The sequence below is a fragment of the Streptomyces fractus genome, assembly GCF_049844455.1.
GTDB classification, from domain to species: Bacteria; Actinomycetota; Actinomycetes; order Streptomycetales; family Streptomycetaceae; genus Streptomyces; species Streptomyces fractus.
In genome coordinates, this window is sequence record NZ_JBMYHI010000002.1 from 4,710,717 (window position 1) to 4,728,213 (window position 17,497).

The 17,497-nt window shown below is 67.9% G+C and carries 17 protein-coding genes; 8 read left to right on the forward strand and 9 right to left on the reverse strand.

The features are described 5' to 3' along the window. Position 1 precedes the first annotated feature (1 nt). The 5 genes from ACP4E5_RS23340 to trxA all read left to right on the forward strand — a co-directional run bounded on the left by ACP4E5_RS23340 (position 2) and on the right by trxA (position 4,788). Positions 2-1,723 carry a protein kinase family protein gene (locus tag ACP4E5_RS23340; protein ID WP_425831701.1) on the forward strand — a complete coding sequence of 574 codons (1,722 nt, stop codon included), beginning with the start codon at positions 2-4 and terminating at the stop codon, positions 1,721-1,723. Positions 1,724-1,759: 36 nt separating this feature from the next. Then, positions 1,760-2,473, forward strand: a complete 714-nt coding sequence (sigM, locus tag ACP4E5_RS23345) for an RNA polymerase sigma factor SigM (RefSeq protein WP_425831703.1) — start codon at positions 1,760-1,762, stop codon at positions 2,471-2,473. Then, positions 2,470-3,312 (forward strand): anti-sigma factor family protein, encoded by an 843-nt coding sequence (locus ACP4E5_RS23350; RefSeq protein ID WP_425831705.1) that lies wholly within the window; start codon positions 2,470-2,472, stop codon positions 3,310-3,312. Before sigM ends, ACP4E5_RS23350 begins: the two co-directional genes overlap by 4 nt. A 118-nt stretch (positions 3,313-3,430) precedes the next feature. Further along, positions 3,431-4,408, forward strand: coding sequence for a thioredoxin-disulfide reductase (gene trxB / locus ACP4E5_RS23355; RefSeq protein WP_425831707.1), 978 nt, complete (start codon positions 3,431-3,433; stop codon positions 4,406-4,408). A 47-nt stretch (positions 4,409-4,455) separates the two neighbouring features. After that, complete coding sequence (trxA, locus tag ACP4E5_RS23360; protein WP_389282929.1) at positions 4,456-4,788, forward strand: thioredoxin; 333 nt, start codon at positions 4,456-4,458, stop codon at positions 4,786-4,788. A 104-nt stretch (positions 4,789-4,892) separates the two neighbouring features. On the opposite strand, the gene ACP4E5_RS23365 is transcribed toward trxA, so the two are convergent. The 9 genes from ACP4E5_RS23365 to rpmH form a co-directional block, all read right to left on the reverse strand. Then, positions 4,893-5,510 carry a GNAT family N-acetyltransferase gene (locus tag ACP4E5_RS23365; RefSeq protein ID WP_425831709.1) on the reverse strand — a complete coding sequence of 206 codons (618 nt, stop codon included), beginning with the start codon at positions 5,508-5,510 and terminating at the stop codon, positions 4,893-4,895. Positions 5,511-5,814: 304 nt separating this feature from the next. Then, positions 5,815-6,918, reverse strand: a complete 1,104-nt coding sequence (locus ACP4E5_RS23370; protein WP_425831711.1) for a ParB/RepB/Spo0J family partition protein — start codon at positions 6,916-6,918, stop codon at positions 5,815-5,817. Continuing rightward, the gene (locus tag ACP4E5_RS23375; protein WP_425841595.1) at positions 6,915-7,991 is read right to left on the reverse strand and encodes a ParA family protein; all 1,077 of its coding nucleotides are present in this window, start codon (positions 7,989-7,991) and stop codon (positions 6,915-6,917) included. Before ACP4E5_RS23375 ends, ACP4E5_RS23370 begins: the two co-directional genes overlap by 4 nt. Before the next feature lie 255 nt (positions 7,992-8,246). Then, the gene (gene rsmG / locus ACP4E5_RS23380) at positions 8,247-8,963 is read right to left on the reverse strand and encodes a 16S rRNA (guanine(527)-N(7))-methyltransferase RsmG (protein WP_425831713.1); all 717 of its coding nucleotides are present in this window, start codon (positions 8,961-8,963) and stop codon (positions 8,247-8,249) included. Positions 8,964-9,073: 110 nt separating this feature from the next. Beyond that, positions 9,074-9,583: a Jag family protein gene (locus tag ACP4E5_RS23385; RefSeq protein ID WP_425831715.1), complete on the reverse strand. Its 510-nt coding sequence runs from the start codon at positions 9,581-9,583 to the stop codon at positions 9,074-9,076. A 62-nt stretch (positions 9,584-9,645) separates the two neighbouring features. Then, positions 9,646-10,962 carry a membrane protein insertase YidC gene (yidC, locus tag ACP4E5_RS23390; protein WP_425831717.1) on the reverse strand — a complete coding sequence of 439 codons (1,317 nt, stop codon included), beginning with the start codon at positions 10,960-10,962 and terminating at the stop codon, positions 9,646-9,648. 8 nt (positions 10,963-10,970) lie between these two features. After that, positions 10,971-11,321, reverse strand: coding sequence for a membrane protein insertion efficiency factor YidD (gene yidD, locus ACP4E5_RS23395; RefSeq protein WP_425831719.1), 351 nt, complete (start codon positions 11,319-11,321; stop codon positions 10,971-10,973). After that, positions 11,318-11,689 carry a ribonuclease P protein component gene (gene rnpA / locus ACP4E5_RS23400; RefSeq protein ID WP_385759066.1) on the reverse strand — a complete coding sequence of 124 codons (372 nt, stop codon included), beginning with the start codon at positions 11,687-11,689 and terminating at the stop codon, positions 11,318-11,320. Before rnpA ends, yidD begins: the two co-directional genes overlap by 4 nt. 21 nt (positions 11,690-11,710) lie before the next feature. Beyond that, positions 11,711-11,848 (reverse strand): 50S ribosomal protein L34, encoded by a 138-nt coding sequence (gene rpmH, locus ACP4E5_RS23405; RefSeq protein WP_006381191.1) that lies wholly within the window; start codon positions 11,846-11,848, stop codon positions 11,711-11,713. Positions 11,849-12,260: 412 nt separating this feature from the next. Here rpmH and dnaA point away from each other — a divergent pair, with 412 nt between their 5' ends. The 3 genes from dnaA to gnd all read left to right on the forward strand — a co-directional run bounded on the left by dnaA (position 12,261) and on the right by gnd (position 17,424). Beyond that, positions 12,261-14,333, forward strand: coding sequence for a chromosomal replication initiator protein DnaA (gene dnaA, locus ACP4E5_RS23410; protein ID WP_425831724.1), 2,073 nt, complete (start codon positions 12,261-12,263; stop codon positions 14,331-14,333). 919 nt (positions 14,334-15,252) lie between these two features. Further along, positions 15,253-16,383 (forward strand): DNA polymerase III subunit beta, encoded by a 1,131-nt coding sequence (gene dnaN / locus ACP4E5_RS23415; RefSeq protein ID WP_425831726.1) that lies wholly within the window; start codon positions 15,253-15,255, stop codon positions 16,381-16,383. Between the two features lie 165 nt (positions 16,384-16,548). Continuing rightward, positions 16,549-17,424 carry a phosphogluconate dehydrogenase (NAD(+)-dependent, decarboxylating) gene (gene gnd, locus ACP4E5_RS23420; RefSeq protein WP_425831728.1) on the forward strand — a complete coding sequence of 292 codons (876 nt, stop codon included), beginning with the start codon at positions 16,549-16,551 and terminating at the stop codon, positions 17,422-17,424. Positions 17,425-17,497: the final 73 nt, after the last annotated feature.

Consider the following 17,497-nt stretch of genomic DNA (forward strand, 5'->3'; position numbering starts at 1 on the left):
GGTGGCGGAACGGAGCACGGCTGCCGTCGGCGTGGCCGACAACAGCGGTGATGAGCCGCTGACCGCCAAGGCGGACAAGGCGGAGCAGGCCACGGCCGACGGGGTGGCCGATATCGGGGAGCAGGACGCGCCGGAGCGCGAGGAGGCCGTGGACACCGCGGAGACGGGGACTCATATGAGCCCCGGCGCCGCGTCGCCGCCCGAACTGCACAGCGGTCACAAGCTCGCCAGACGCTACCGGCTCGAGGAGTGCGTCACCCGTCTGGACGGTTTCAGCAGCTGGCGTGCGGTGGACGAGAAGCTCCGCCGCGCCGTCGGTGTGCACATCCTGCCCGCCGACCACCCCAGGGGCCGGTCGGTGCTCGCCGCCGCCCGCTCCTCGGCCCTCCTGGGCGACCCCCGCTTCGTGCAGGTGCTGGACGCGGTCGAGGAGAACGATCTCGTCTACGTCGTCCACGAGTGGCTGCCCGACGCCACGGAACTGACCGCCCTGCTCGCCCTCAGCCCCCTTGAGGCGCACGACGCGTACCAGATGGTCAACCAGGTCTCCCACGCCATGGCGGCCGCCCACCGGGAGGGCCTCGCCCACCTGCGCCTGACGCCGAGCGCCGTGCTGCGCACCTCCACCGGGCAGTGGCGCATCCGCGGCCTCGCCGTGAACGCGGCGCTGCGCGGCATCACCTGCGACACCCCGCAGCGCGCAGACACCGAGGCGATCGGCGCCCTCCTGTACGCCTCCCTGACCCAGCGCTGGCCGTACGAGGACGACGCCTACGGCCTCTCGGGGCTACCCAAGGGCGTCGGCCTCATCGCCCCCGACCAGGTGCGCGCGGGCGTCCACCGAGGTCTGGCGGAGCTCTCCATGCGCGCACTGGCCAACGACGGGGCGACCGCGTCCCGCCAGGAGCCGCCGTGCACCACGCCGGAGGACCTGGTGAAGGCCATCGGCGAGATGCCCAGGATCCGGCCGCCGGAGCCCGCCTTCACGGCGCCCCCGGAGTACCAGCGGACCACGTACCAGCAGGGGAGCTACGGCCGCACCGCCCCACTCGCCACCCAGCCCGTCCCCACGCCGCCGCCCCCGTTGCAGAGCCGTACCGGCAAGGCCCTCAAGTGGGCCGTCTCCGCGCTGCTCATCGCCGCCCTCGGCCTGGGCAGCTGGCAGCTCGCGGACGCCCTCATGGACCGTGGCAACTCGGGCAGCTCCGGATCCACGGACACCTCGGACGACAGCGGCAAGGGCGGCAAGCAGGACGCAAAGCCGATCTCCATCGAGAGCGCCAAGGAGTTCGTCGCCGAAGGTGACGCCCAGGCTCCGGGCGACGTCGGCAAGACGTACGACAACAGCCCGTCGACGTACTGGCGGACCAAGTCCTTCGTCGACGGCCCGAAGATGGTCATCAAGCCCGGCGTCGGCATCGTCTACGACCTCGGCTCCGCCAAGAAGGTGTCGGCCGCCTCGATAGGGCTCCGATACGGCGGCGACCACACCACGGTCTCCCTGTACGCCTCGCCGTCCCTCGATCCGGGCTCGGTGTCCGGCCTGAAGCAGATCGGGCCCAAGACGGATTCGAGGACCACCTCCGCCAAGATCACGTCCAATGACCCGGTCAAGACGCGCTATCTGCTCGTCTGGCTGACCGCTCTGCCCCACGCAGGCCAGGATGGCTACAGCGGCGCGGGCTTCAAGCAGGGCATCACCGATGTGGAGTTCACCGGCTGACGGACATGGCGCGCACTACGGGGAGGGGGTTCGACAGTGGACGACGCCTACGGCGAAGCGAACGATCAGGACCTCCTCGCCCGTCACGTCGCCGGCGACAAGGACGCCTTCGGTGAACTCGTCCGGCGCCATCGCGACCGGCTCTGGGCCGTGGCCCTGCGGACCCTGGGGGACCGGGAGGAAGCCGCGGACGCGGTGCAGGACGCGCTGGTCTCGGCCTATCGCGCCGCTCACACCTTCCGCGGCCAGTCCGCGGTGACGACCTGGCTGCACCGCATCACCGTCAACGCGTGCCTGGACCGGGCCCGCAAGATGGCCTCGCGCAAGACCTCGCCCGTGGACGACGCCGACCGCCTGGACCAGCTCCTGGAACCGCACGAGTCCGCTGACGCCCCCGTCGAGCGGGGCGATCTGCACCGTCAGCTCCTGGAGGCGCTCTCGGTCCTGCCCAGCGATCAGCGCGCGGCCCTCGTCCTCGTCGACATGCAGGGATATCCGGTCGCCGAGGCCGCCCGGATCCTCGACGTGCCCACCGGCACGGTCAAGAGCCGATGCGCACGCGGCCGCGCCAAACTGCTTCCGCTCCTGACACACCTCCGCACGGAGGGCGGGAGCCGGGAAGCTGGCGAGAACCCGCCCCCTGGAAGGAACCGGGCGCAGGGGGCATCCGTCCCACCCGCAGCGGGACCTCGTGACGAGACAGGACCTGGCGATTCGACTGCGGTGAAGGGCGGAGGTGGGCGAGCGTGACATCCACGACCGACACGGCAGAGCACCCGGAGGTCACTGAACTCTCCGAACTCGCCGAGGGCCTGTTGCCTCCCACCCGTACGACCGATGTCCAGCAGCACCTCGACGGCTGTGCGCTCTGTACCGACGTCCTCGCGTCCTTGGAAGAGATCCGGGGCACGCTCGGTGCCGTATCGGCCCCGCCACGGATGCCGGAGGAGATCGCGAGCCGCATCGATGCCGCCCTGTCCTTCGAAGGGGACCGTGAGACGGGTTCCGTTTCACGTGAAACATCGACCGCGACGGACCGTCCTGCCGGGCACCCGCACGGAGCCACCGGCCCGGGGCGCAAGGCACGCGGCAGCCGTCGTCGCACCGGTGCAGTACTCGGGGCCGTCCTGACGGTCACCGCGATCGGTGTGGGGGCGCTGCTCATCCAGAACGACGAGGGCGGCTCACCGGTCGCGCGAAAGGGCCACAGCGCGTCGACCTTCGCCAAGGACACGCTGGAGACGAAGGTCACGACGCTACTCGGCAGCCCCTCGACGCTCAGCACGGAACAAGAGGGCCCCACCACGCAGGACACCAAGGCGCCGATGCAGAAGCGGGTCGTCTCGGTTCCCTCGTGCATCCAGCTCGGGACCCACCGGAACGAGGACCCCCTCGCCGCGGAGACAGGCACGTACGACGGGAAGAAGGCCTACCTCGTCGTGCTGCCCCACAAGACCGACCCGGCCCACCGGGTCACGGCCTTCGTCATCGATTCCTCCTGTGTCGGCTCGTCCTCCTCCTCAGCCGGCACGCTGCTGTACAAGCACGATTACGACCACGGCTCCGGGGCGCCCAAGAACACTCGCTAGGTGTGCCCGGGCACGTCGGGAATGCATGCCCCGTAGGATCCGTTGGGTGGGGTGAGAGTCCTCCGAATGGCCTCCCCTGGCAGTACGCAGCAGTCCCGCAGAGACGAGGAATCAAGCCGTGAGCGACGTCCGTAACGTGATCATCATCGGCTCCGGGCCCGCCGGCTACACGGCGGCGCTCTACACCGCGCGCGCGTCGCTGAAGCCGCTCGTGTTCGAGGGCGCCGTCACCGCTGGTGGCGCGCTGATGAACACGACCGAGGTGGAGAACTTCCCCGGTTTCCAGGACGGCATCATGGGCCCCGAGCTCATGGACAACATGCGCGGCCAGGCCGAGCGCTTCGGCGCCGAGCTCGTCCCCGACGATGTCGTGGCCGTCGACCTGACCGGCGAGATCAAGACCGTGACGGACACTGCGGGCACCGTGCACCGCGCGAAGGCCGTCATCGTCACCACCGGCTCCCAGCACCGCAAGCTCGGCCTCCCGAACGAGGACGCGCTCTCCGGCCGCGGCGTCTCCTGGTGCGCGACCTGTGACGGCTTCTTCTTCAAGGACCAGGACATCGCCGTGATCGGCGGCGGCGACACCGCGATGGAGGAGGCCACCTTCCTTTCGCGCTTCGCCAAGTCCGTGACGATCGTCCACCGCCGCGACACCCTGCGCGCCTCGAAGGCGATGCAGGAGCGTGCCTTCGCCGACCCGAAGATCAAGTTCGTCTGGGACAGCGAGGTCGCCGAGGTCAAGGGTGACCCGAAGCTCGAGGGCCTGACGCTGCGCAACCTGAAGACGGGCGAGACCTCCGCGCTGCCGGTCACCGGCCTGTTCATCGCGATCGGCCACGACCCTCGCACGGAGCTGTTCAAGGGGCAGCTCGAGCTCGACGACGAGGGCTACCTGAAGGTCGAGGCACCCTCGACGCGCACGAACCTCACTGGTGTCTTCGGCGCCGGCGACGTCGTGGACCACACCTACCGACAGGCGATCACGGCGGCCGGCACCGGCTGCTCCGCCGCTCTCGACGCCGAGCGTTTCCTGGCCTCTCTCGCTGACGGTGAGGCCGCCGAGCCCGAGAAGACCCAGACCGCCAGCGTCTGACCCGAACTCCCACTCACGTATCCCCCCCAAGAAATGAGGAGCCTGCTGTGGCCGGCAACCTGAAGAACGTCACGGACGCCACCTTCGACGAGGACGTCCTGAAGAGCGACAAGCCCGTCCTGGTCGACTTCTGGGCCGCTTGGTGCGGCCCGTGCCGCCAGATCGCTCCGTCGCTCGAGGCCATCGCCGCCGAGCACGGTGACAAGATCGAGGTCGTCAAGCTCAACATCGACGAGAACCCGGGCACGGCCGCCAAGTACGGCGTCATGTCGATCCCGACCCTGAACGTGTACCAGGGTGGCGAGGTCGCCAAGACCATCGTCGGTGCCAAGCCCAAGGCCGCCATCGTGCGCGACCTCGAGGACTTCATCGCCGAGTAGTCAGGCGACGCCGCTTCACAAACGCGGTCGCTGTTTCACGTGAAACACGAACGGGCCGACCCTTCCGGGGTCGGCCCGTTTCCGTTGTGAGGGCTCATCGACGGTCACAGCGGCCGGAGTGCGGGTTCCTTCTGCACGGCTCCCAGAAGCCTGTCCAGGGCCATCTCGACGTCTTCCTTCCAGGAGAGCGTGGTCCGCAGCTCCAGCCGCAACCGGGGATACGAAGGATGGGGCCGCACGGTCTTGAACCCGACCGCCAAGAGATGGTCAGCAGGGAGCAGACAGGCGGGCCCCTTCCACCGGGCATCCCCGAAGACCTCGATCGCCTTGAAGCCCCGACGCAGCAGATCCTTCGCGACGGTCTGCACGATGACCCGGCCCAGGCCCTGCCCCTGATAGTCGGGCGAGATCCAGGCCGTCATGAGCTGAACGGCATCGGGGGACACAGGACTTGTCGGGAAGGCGGTGGACCGAGGGACGTAGGCGGGGGGCGCGTAGAGCACGAAGCCGACCGGAACGTCATCCACATAGACGACGCGTCCGCAGGAGCCCCACTCCAGCAGGACAGCGGAGATCCACGCTTCCTTCTCCACTTCGGGCGTTCCCGCCTTTACCGCGGCTTGGCCACTGACCGGGTCCAGCTCCCAGAAGACACACGAACGGCAACGCTTGGGGAGGTCCGGGAGGTTGTCCAGCGTGAGCGGTACGAGCCGACGCCCCATGAAGGCAGTTCCTCGCTTCCTTCGCCCGCCGCTGCGCGGGCGGCCGTCAGAGCGCTCCGTTCCCTGAGCAGACTGCCGACGAATCCGCCGACCGCTCCCAGGCCGAGACCTGCGGTCATCAGTCCGGTGCGACTCACCGATCGCATGACCCGCCTCCTGTTGAGGTGCCGCCGGGTGGATGCGCTCTTCCCGTCGCATCGTAACCACGATGGGATTCGCTCGATACCGTAGATAAGCAAAGAGCGGGCCGTGTTCCGGTACATGCCGGAACACGGCCCGCTCTCTGAGAGCAACAGGGCGGTGGTCAGTCCTGTTCTTCGTCGTCGGTCTCCTCCGGGAGACCGTTCTGGAGCACCGGCCCCTCGCCCGGAGCGAGGGAGCCGAGGATGCGCGACAGGTCGTCCATCGAGGCGAACTCGACGACGATCTTGCCTTTCTTCTGCCCCAGGTCGACCTTCACCCGCGTCTCGAAACGGTCCGAGAGCCGCGTGGCGAGCTCGGTCAGCGCCGGGGAGACCCGGGCGCCGGCGCGCGGCCCCTTGGCCCGTGCGTTGTTCTTGGGCCCCGACCCCATGAGGGTCACGATCTCCTCGACGGCCCGCACCGAGAGCCCTTCGGCGACGATGCGGTGGGCCAGCCGGTCCTGCTCCTCGGAGTCCTCGACGGACAGCAGCGCACGCGCATGCCCCGCCGACAGCACGCCTGCGGCCACCCGGCGCTGGACGGCCGGCGACAGCTTCAGCAGTCGCAGCGTGTTGGACACCTGCGGGCGGGACCGGCCGATCCGGTCGGCCAGCTGATCGTGCGTGCAGTTGAAGTCCTTGAGCAACTGGTCGTAGGCGGCGGCCTCTTCCAGCGGGTTCAGCTGCGCACGGTGCAGGTTCTCCAGGAGCGCGTCGAGGAGGAGCTTCTCGTCGTCCGTGGCACGCACGATCGCCGGGATGCGCTCGAGCCCCGCCTCTCGGCAGGCCCTCCAGCGCCGCTCACCCATGATGAGCTCGTAGTCGCCGGCCCCTACCTGTCGTACGACGACAGGCTGCAGCAGGCCGACTTCCTTGATGGACGTGACGAGTTCGGCAAGGGCGTCCTCGTCGAACACCTCACGCGGCTGGCGCGGGTTGGGCGTGATGGTGTCGATCGGCAGCTCGGCGAAATGCGCCCCCGCCGGACGCTCGAAGGCCTCAGCTGTCGTGGTCGCCGGCTCCTCGGTTTCCCGTGAAACAGGCGGCTGGGACAGCGCGGCCACCTTCGCGGCCGCCACCCCACGCTCGGTTGTCATCAGCGGCACCGAGGCAGGAGACGTCGACGCTCCTCCCGCCTGCGTGGCCGGGCCTGTCCTCTCGGGTGTGGGGGCAGCCGGGATCAGCGCGCCGAGTCCTCGGCCAAGTCCCCTCCGTCGCTCGCTCACTGAATCCCCTCCGACGTACCGTGCTGGTCAAGTTGAGTGCCCGTGTGGGCGTTCTGGGCGTCGTAGTGAATCCCGACCCCGCGCAGCGCCATCTCTCGTGCCGCTTCGAGGTAGGAGAGCGCCCCACTCGACCCTGGATCGTAGGTCAACACGGTCTGCCCATAACTCGGGGCCTCCGAGATACGCACCGAGCGTGGAATGCTCGTCCGAAGGACCTCGCCTGCGAAGTGGTTACGGACCTCGTCTGCGACCTGGGACGCCAGTCGGGTCCGGCCGTCGTACATGGTGAGCAGGATCGTGGAGACGTGCAGCGCGGGGTTGAGGTGCCCACGCACGAGATCCACATTCCGCAGAAGCTGCCCGAGACCCTCCAGTGCGTAGTACTCGCACTGGATCGGGATCAGCACCTCCGCCCCGGCGACCATGGCGTTGATCGTCAGAAGCCCGAGCGACGGCGGACAGTCGATGAGGATGTAGTCCAGCGGCTGCTCATACGCCTGGATGGCGCGCTGCAGTCGGCTCTCTCTCGCGACCAGAGAGACCAACTCGATCTCCGCACCGGCGAGATCGATGGTGGCCGGGGCGCAGAAGAGGCCTTCCACGTCGGGGACGGGCTGGACCACTTCGGAGAGCGGTTTGCTGTCGACCAACACGTCGTAGACGGAGGGAACTTCGGAATGATGGTCGACACCCAGAGCCGTGGAGGCGTTGCCCTGTGGATCCAGGTCCACCACCAGGACACGTGCGCCGTGCAGCGCAAGTGAGGCGGCAAGATTGACCGTTGTCGTGGTTTTACCGACCCCGCCCTTCTGGTTGGCCACCACCATGACGCGGGTCTGCTCGGGTCGTGGCAGGCCCTCGCCCGCACGACCGAGAGCTTCTACTGCCAATTGGGCAGCGCGACCGATGGGTGTGTCGTCCATCGGGGGCGGTGTTTCACGTGAAACATCCTCCCCCGCCGACTCGGTACGGGGACCGGGGACCGGATCGGTCATCGGTCCCGCGATGTTGGCGTCGGACCGCAAGGATTCACTCTCCTCGACTTCAGGCTCGCAATGAACAGAGCCTCCCATGCCTTCGGGGTCAAGAACCAGCGAGGCCCGTGCTTCTGTGGACGAATCCCCCTCTGTGGACAACTCCGTGTCCGTATCGAGGGATCCGAGGGGTTTTCGGTCGCGGGGAGCGGCCGCCGCGCGGCCGCGACTGATGATGCCCTGCAGCAGTGAGCGACGTTTCACGTGAAACACGATGCACCGCAGCGCGATGCACTCTCGCGCGACACCCCGAGATGCGTACGTTTGACAGCTTTTGTGGAGTACTGCTGGTCGTCAGCGCCTACGTCGGGCACGGCCCGTGCGGGCCGCCTTGGCGCGCTTGGCCGCGAAACGCACGCCGCCGGGGCTCTCCCCAACCTCGACACGCACCACGGTGGACAGCGGGTCCACGATGCCATCTCCGACATGCAGGACGGACGTCTCGACCGCGCCGAGCTTACTCAGGGCGGTGGCGGCACTCTTGAGCTCTTCCTCTGCCGTGTCGCCCTTGAGGAGCAGCATCTCCCCGTACGGCCGGAGCAGCGGGACGCCCCAGGCGGCCAGCCGGTCCAGCGGGGCCACGGCGCGAGCAGTGACGACGTGCACGGGCGTCAGCTTGCCGAGGACCTCCTCGGCCCGCCCACGCACCACGGTCACATGGTCGAGCCCGAGCAGCTCGACGACCTCGGTCAGAAAGGTCGTACGACGGAGCAGCGGCTCCAGCAGCGTGATCTTGAGGTCCGGGCGGACCAGGGCGAGCGGAATACCCGGCAGGCCCGCACCCGAACCGACGTCGCACACGGTGACGCCTTCGGGGACCACCTCGGAGAGCACAGCGCAGTTCAGGATGTGCCGCTCCCACAGACGCGGCACCTCGCGAGGGCCGATGAGGCCGCGCTGCACTCCCGCATCAGCGAGAAGCTCCGCGTACCGGACCGCGTCCGGGAAGCGCTCGCCGAATACCGCCCGGGCCTGCTCCGGAGCCGGGGGGAGTTCTGCTGCCTCCGTCACGGGGACCGTCCTTCCGTACCGCTCTACCGCAGTAAGTGGCTGACTAACAGGCTGACAAAGATCGGCCCCGCCTGCGAAACAGACGGGGCCGGAAGGCGACGTGCTGCCGTTCAGGCAGGAAGCACGACGACGAAGCGTTGCGGCTCCTCGCCCTCGGACTCGCTGCGCAGGCCGGCCGCCTTGATCGCGTCGTGCACGACCTTGCGCTCGAAGGGCGTCATCGGATCCATCTTGACCGGCTCACCCGTGCTCTTCACCTCGGCCGCGGCCTTGGCGCCCTGCTCGGTGAGCTCGGCGCGCTTCTTGGCGCGGTAGCCGGCGATGTCCAGCATCAGGCGGCTGCGGTCCCCGGTCTCCCGGTGCACCGCGAGACGGGTCAGCTCCTGGAGCGCCTCGAGGACCTCTCCGTCGCGACCGACCAGCTTCTGCAGATCGCGGCTGCTGACATCGCTGACGATGGACACGGCGGCCCGGTCGGCCTCGACGTCCATGTCGATGTCGCCATCGAGGTCGGCGATGTCCAGCAGACCCTCGAGGTAATCCGCGGCGATCTCACCCTCCTGCTCGAGGCGGGTCAGGGTGTCGCCAGCCTCAGCAGCGGCGGTGGTGCCTTCCGTCACGGGATGGGCTCCTTCTTGCGTCAAGGCTTGCGCCAACGTCTTACGACGCGTAGGTCGAGGGATTATTTCTTGGACGGGGACTTCGGCCGCTGCGGGCCGCCCTTGCGCTGCCCGGACTTGGCCTTGCTGCGCTGCTGTGAGCCGCCCGCGGGCTTGGCGCCACCGGACTGCTTGGCCTTGGACTGCGGCTTCGCGTCCTGCGGCCCGTCCCCCTTCTCCAGCGAGGTCTTCTCGGAGGAGGGGGAGTCGTCCTGCGTCGAGCCCTGAGCTGTCGAGCCGCCGGACTGGCGCTGCGACTTGGACTGGCGCTTGGGCTGCTGGCGCTTCGGGCCGCCCTTCGGCATTCCGTCCTCGTCCAGCTCCTCCGCGGCCGCGGACCCCTTGGCCACGGTGCCGTCGGCCTGAGCGGCGAGGCCGGCCTTGCTCAGCCCGTTGATGAACTTGCGCTCGTACTCATTACGGTCGCGGCCCTTGGCAACGATCGCCTTGACGATGTTCCGCTCGCGCTTGTTCCTCGTGGCGCTGTGCTCGACGACGTGCTTCTGAAGACCCTCGAGCATCTTGGCCTGGGCCTTGGAACCCGGAGTGGGGTTCCGGTTGATCACGTACATCTGCTGGCACATGGTCCACACGTTGGTGGTCAGCCAGTAGACGAGAACACCGACGGGGAAGTTGATGCCCATGAAGAGGAAGATCAACGGGAAGACGTACATCAGCATCTTCTGCTGCTGCATGAACGGCGTCTTCACCGTCAGGTCGACGTTCTTCGTCATCAGCTGGCGCTGCGTGTAGAACTGCGACGCCGACATCATGATGATCATGATCGCGGTGACCACGCGGACGTCGGTCAGCGAGGCGCCCATGGCCTGGACCTCGGCGGCGCTGTCCGTGAACTTGGCGGCCAGCGGGGCACCGAAGATGTGCGCCTTCTGGGCGCTGTCCAGGAGCGACTGGTTGATGACGCCGATGGTGTTGCCCTCGGCGATGGCCGCGAGCACGTGGTACAGGGCGAAGAAGAACGGCGACTGCACGAGAATCGGAAGGCACGAGGAGAGCGGGTTGGTACCCGTCTCCTTGTACAGCTTCATCATCTCTTCGGACTGACGCTGCTTGTCGTTCTTGTAGCGCTCCTGGATCGCCTTCATCTGAGGCTGGAGCAGCTGCATGTTCCGGGTCGACTTGATCTGCTTCACGAAGAGCGGGATCAGGCAGATCCGGATCAGGATCACCAGGGACACGATCGACAGGCCCCAGGCCCAGCCGGTATCAGGGCCGAAGATCGTCCCGTAGACCGTGTGGAACTGGACGATGACCCACGACACCGGGGTCGTGAGGAACGCGAAAACGCCTGATACGGCGTTGACGATATCGGAAATCATGTCCCTGATCAGGCTCCTTGGGCGTTGGGCGAAGTCGCTCCGGACTTATTGTCCTGTGCAGAGGGGCTGTCGCCCTCAACGGCGGGGGCCGCTTTTTTGTCCCCGCGCCATGCCTCGCGCAGCATCTCGTGCCAGCGCGGACGCTTGCGTGGCGGAACATAGTCGACGCCGCCCAGCGACCACGGATTGCACCGAAGGATCCGCCAGGCGGTGAGTGCTGTTCCCTTGACTGCCCCGTGCCGGTCGATGGCGGTGAAACCATAGTGGGAGCACGACGGGTAGTACTTGCACACCGGACCCAGCAATGGACTGATGGTCCACTGATAGATCTTGATCAAGGCGAGCAGTGGGTACTTCATCGCGCGCCCCCTCCCAGCAGCCGCTGCAGAGCGGCATCCAGGTCTCGGGCCAGCTGTGCGTGGGTAGCGTCGCCCGCTCCGGGCAACGCGCGTACGACTACCAGGCTACCTGGGGGCAACGAAGCCACCCGGTCGCGCATGAGGTGGCGAAGCCTGCGCTTCACCGCGTTCCGGACGACGGCGCCACCCACGGCCTTGCTCACGACGAAACCCGCACGCGGCGGGGAGAGAGTCTCCCTGGGCGCGTGCGGGTCCGTTGAACCGCTACGTAGGTGAACGACGAGAAGCGGGCGTCCGGCCCGACGTCCCCGGCGTACCGCGGTCGCGAAATCTTCGCGCCGCCTCAGCCGATACTCGGTAGGCAGCACGTCATGACCTTGATTACGTGATCAGGCGGACAGGCTGGCGCGACCCTTGCCACGACGGTTGGCGAGAATCGCACGACCGGCGCGGGTCCGCATGCGAAGGCGGAAGCCGTGGGTCTTGGCACGACGACGGTTGTTCGGCTGGAAGGTGCGCTTGCTCACTCGGGGGCTCCTGAAAAACGTGTGGTGGCGGGACATCGCCTGGCTGTCACCGTGCGCCCACGAGTAGCTCGCGAATACGCCCGAGTGCACCGCTACACGGTCCGCAAGAACTGTGGATCGTGACCTTGCCCATCGGAGGCAGGCGGCAGCAGCCATCGACAACTCGACCTGGTCACGGTACGCGCGGCTACGCCATCCGGTCAAACCGGCGTCATGCGAGGGACACTGTCCACAGGCTGGGGACAACAACTTGAACCGCAGCGGTCGCGCTGACTACCGTGGCTGAACTCCGATTCGTTCCCTTCTCACCGCACCACCCGATTTTCTTCCCGATCCGTCCCAGGAATCACACGTTCGTGGGACCAGCGAGAGAGCGTGCCCTGTGGCTGACGTACCTGCCGATCTTGCCGCAGTGTGGCCACGAGTTCTGGAGCAACTCCTTGGGGAAGGCCGCGGGCAGGGCGTCGAGACGAAGGACGAGCACTGGATCCGGCGCTGTCAGCCATTGGCGCTCGTCGCCGACACCGCGCTGCTCGCCGTTCCGAACGAATTCGCCAAGGGCGTACTCGAGGGCCGGCTGGCCCCGGTCGTCAGTGAGACCCTCAGCCGCGAGTGCGGCCGCCCCATCCGGATCGCGATCACCGTCGACGACTCCGTGGGCGAGCCGCCCGCCCCCACACCTCCGCCGGCCCCCCAGCACCGCTACGAGGCCCCCGAGCCCCAACCGTCTCCCGGCCAGCCGCGCGACGCATTCGACAGCCGGGAGTCGTACGAGAACCGGGAGACCTACGAGGGCTACGAGCGACGCGGCGCCGACGAGCACGGCCAGGGCCCGCGAGCCGAACAGCCCCCGGCGCCCCGGCCCGACCAGCTCCCGACCGCCCGCCCCGCCTACCCGGACTACCAGCGCCCCGAGCCCGGCGCCTGGCCGCGTCCGCAGCAGGACGAGTACAACTGGCAGCAGCCCCGGCTCGGTTTCCCGGAGCGGGACCCGTACGCGACGCCCACCCAGCAGCCGCAGCACGACTACCGGCAGCAGGAGCGTTCGCCCTACGAACAGCAGCCGTACGAGCAGGAGCGCGGTCGCTACGACCAGCAGCAGGACCGCCCCCCGTACGAGCAGAAGGGCGACGGGCGCCACGCGTACGAGGACCGTCCCTCCTACGAGGACCGCTCCGCCTATGAAGAGCGACCTTATGAAGACCGTTCCTACGAGGACCGCTCTTCTTATGAAGAGCGGTCGTCCTATGAGGAGCGCGGTTCCTACGACCCTTCGCGCGAGCGACCGCAGCGGCGTGAGCCCGGCGGCAAGCCCACGATGGGCGGTCGCCCGATCCAGGACGCAGGGCACGGACCCGGCGGCCCCGGCGGACACGGCAATCGTGGCGTGCCCAGTGGCGCGCCCGGCCCCCTGGCCGCCCAGCCCGCGCCGGCGACCGGCCCCGGTGAGCCGACGGCACGCCTGAACCCCAAGTACCTCTTCGACACATTCGTCATCGGCGCGTCGAACCGCTTCGCGCACGCGGCCGCGGTCGCCGTCGCCGAAGCACCGGCCAAGGCGTACAACCCCCTGTTCATCTATGGGGAGTCGGGCCTCGGCAAGACGCACCTGCTGCACGCCATCGGGCACTACGCGCGCAGCCTCTATCCGGGCACGCGCGTGCGGTACGTGAGCTCCGAGGAGTTCACCAACGAGTTCATCAACTCGATCCGTGACGGCAAGGGCGACTCCTTCCGCAAGCGGTACCGCGAGATGGACATCCTCCTGGTCGACGACATCCAGTTCCTCGCGGACAAGGAGTCGACGCAGGAGGAGTTCTTCCACACCTTCAACACGCTCCACAACGCGAACAAGCAGATCGTGCTGTCCAGTGACCGGCCGCCCAAGCAGCTGGTGACCCTGGAGGACCGGCTGCGCAACCGGTTCGAGTGGGGCCTGATCACGGACGTCCAGCCGCCGGAGCTGGAGACCCGTATCGCCATCCTTCGTAAGAAGGCGGTGCAGGAGCAGCTCAACGCGCCTCCGGAGGTGCTCGAGTTCATCGCGTCCCGCATCTCGCGCAACATCCGCGAGCTGGAAGGGGCGTTGATCCGCGTCACGGCGTTCGCGTCGCTCAATCGTCAGCCCGTGGACCTGGGTCTGACGGAGATCGTCCTCAAGGATCTGATCCCCGGTGGCGAGGACGCGGCTCCCGAGATCACGGCCTCGGCCATCATGGCGGCGACCGCGGACTACTTCGGGCTCACCGTGGAGGACCTCTGCGGATCCTCGCGCAGCCGCGTCCTCGTGACGGCCCGCCAGATCGCGATGTACCTGTGCCGTGAGCTGACCGACCTCTCCCTACCGAAGATCGGCGCTCAGTTCGGCGGCCGCGACCACACGACCGTGATGCACGCGGACCGCAAGATTCGCGCGCTGATGGCCGAGCGGCGCTCCATCTACAACCAGGTCACCGAGCTCACCAACCGCATCAAGAACGGCTGACAGCAGGCCGGTTACGAGCCGCAGGGCGCTTCGGGAACGACTCCCGGAGCGCCCTTTTTGGTGCCTGCGGACGTCCCCGGCGTCATGCCGGCCACCGGTCCGAGGACACCTCACGCTCAGCCGGTGTTCGATTCCCGGCCGCGTTACGGGTGTTCTCCACAGATCTGCCTAGTTTTTGCGGTCCACACCCTGGGGACTGGAAAGTTGTCCAGATAGCGTCCACAGCGCCCCGGGGTGACAGGGCATCAACCCAGGTCAGAGGGCTGTGGATTCGTGGATAAGTGATCTCCACAGCCTGTGGAGAGATTTTTTCTCCACAGGCTGTGCATCATGTTGTCCACCGGCAACCCACAGGATCGCGCCCGTTGTGCACAGCGATCAGTAGCTTCTCCACACGGCTGTCCACTGTTCGGCAACGCAACGCGCCATCTCACCTCCGCGAGTGAAAGGCGTCACACCAAGGTGGTCGGTTGGGCTGGGGAGAACCGGGGTAAAGCTGGGGACGGCGCTGGGGAGAAGTGACCCCAGCCTGTGCATCGAGTGTGCAGAACTTTTCGCTGTCCACAGCGAAGGCCGGTTGTCCACCGCCTCGGCCCACAGGCCCGGTGGACAAAAAACCGCCTCTGACCTGCGATTTAGAGGTTATCCACGCTTTCCACAGCCCCTACTACTACGTCCAACTAGTAAGAGCTGGGAATTCGTTTCGAAGACGGGGCTGTGCACAACTCGCTCCTGGCACCTCGACCTCGGTTCGGCGCGACTTGACCGAGGCGGGCAACGACTGTCAGTGCTGTGCGTCAGACTGGTCCCCGGTGTTCTCCCCAGCAGTGGGCCGAGAGACACCACGTCTGCTGATGCAGACCGAAGACCGAAGACCGATGCAGGGCGAGCAGCCAGCAACAGCAGGAGGCGGCTTAGGGTGAAGATCCGGGTTGAACGCGACGTACTCGCGGAGGCAGTGGCCTGGGCGGCACGCAGCCTCCCGGCTCGACCGCCGGCGCCCGTCCTGGCGGGCCTTCTGCTGAAGGCCGAGGAGGGCGCGCTCAGCCTGTCGAGCTTCGACTACGAGGTCTCGGCACGCGTCTCCGTGGACGCGGAGGTCGACGAAGAAGGCACGGTGCTCGTATCGGGCCGCCTCCTTGCCGACATCTGCCGCGCCCTGCCCAACCGGCCGGTGGAGATCTCCACAGACGGTGTACGGGCGACCGTGGTCTGCGGCTCCTCGCGGTTCACACTCCACACGCTTCCTGTGGAGGAGTACCCGGCGCTGCCGCAGATGCCGACCGCGACGGGCACCGTTCCCGGCGAGGTCTTCGCCTCCGCCGCTCAGCAGGTGGCCATTGCCGCGGGGCGTGACGACACGCTGCCCGTCCTCACCGGTGTGCGCATCGAGATCGAGGGCGACACGGTGACGCTGGCGTCCACCGACCGCTACCGCTTCGCCGTCCGCGAGTTCCTGTGGAAGCCGGAGGACCCGGAGGCGTCCGCGGTCGCCCTGGTGCCCGCCAAGACGCTCCTGGACACCGCCAAGGCGCTCACGAGCGGTGACACGGTCACGCTGGCGCTCGCCGGTTCCGGCGCGGGCGAGGGCCTCATCGGCTTCGAGGGCGCGGGCCGCCGCACCACCACCCGCCTTCTCGAGGGCGACCTGCCGAAGTACCGCACGCTGTTCCCGACGGAGTTCAACTCCGTGGCCGTCATCGAGACCGCCCCCTTCGTGGAGGCCGTCAAGCGCGTGGCCCTCGTCGCCGAGCGCAACACCCCGGTGCGGCTCAGCTTCGAGCAGGGCGTGCTCATCCTGGAGGCCGGCTCCAGCGACGACGCACAGGCTGTGGAAAGGGTGGACGCCAACCTGGAGGGCGACGACATCTCGATCGCCTTCAACCCGACCTTCCTGCTCGACGGCCTGAGCGCGATCGACTCCCCGGTCGCCCAGCTGTCGTTCACGACGTCCACCAAGCCCGCGCTGCTCTCCGGCAAGCCGGCCGTGGACGCCGAGGCGGACGACGCGTACAAGTACCTGATCATGCCGGTGCGGCTCTCCGGCTGAGGACCTTGAGGGGCAGGCCGCGCGGGTTCGCCTGAGCGGCTATGTCCACAGGTGTGCGGGAGCGTCCGGGTTTAGGCTCGGGCGCAGGTACGGGACGCCACGCGCGCGTGGTCTCGTACCGCCCCCGCACCACCTCACGCCTCGTCGCAACGTAAGGAACCACTGATGGAGCTCGGTCTCGTCGGTCTCGGCAAGATGGGCGGCAACATGCGCGAGCGCATCCGCCGCGCGGGCCACACCGTCTACGGCTACGACCGCAACCCGGACCTCGCGGACGTCCACAGCCTCGAGGAGCTTGTGGGCAAGCTCAAGGGCCCGCGCGTGGTCTGGGTGATGGTCCCGGCCGGCGCCGCGACCCAGTCCACCGTCGACGAGCTCGCCGAGCTGCTCGAGCCCGGTGACGTCGTCGTGGACGGCGGCAATTCGCGCTGGACGGACGACGAGAAGCACGCCACCGAGCTGGGCATCAAGGACATCGGTTTCGTCGACTGCGGCGTCTCAGGCGGCGTCTGGGGCCTCGAGAACGGCTACGCGCTGATGTACGGCGGCGCTCCCGACGACGTGGCGAAGGTTCAGCCGATCTTCGACGCCCTGAAGCCCGAGGGCGACTTCGGCTCCGTCCACGCGGGCAAGGTCGGCGCGGGCCACTTCGCGAAGATGGTCCACAACGGCATCGAGTACGCCATGATGCAGGCCTACGCCGAGGGCTGGGAACTCCTGGAGAAGGTCGACTCCGTCGACAACGTCCGCGAGGTCTTCCGCTCCTGGCAGGAGGGCACAGTCATCCGCTCCTGGCTGCTCGACCTCGCCGTCAACGCCCTCGACGACGACCAGCACCTCGACAAGCTGCGCGGTTACGCCGCCGACTCCGGCGAGGGCCGCTGGACCGTGGAAGCCGCCATCGACAACTCCGTGCCGCTGCCGGCGATCACCGCGTCGCTCTTCGCCCGCTTCTCCTCCCGCCAGGAGGACTCGCCGCAGATGAAGATGATCGCGGCGCTGCGCAACCAGTTCGGCGGCCACGCCGTCGAGTCCAAGTAAGCGACACCTGTAGAAACTGCTCGAAGACCGCTAGAAAACCGCTGTTCAGAACTCTGGGGGAGGTCGGCCCACG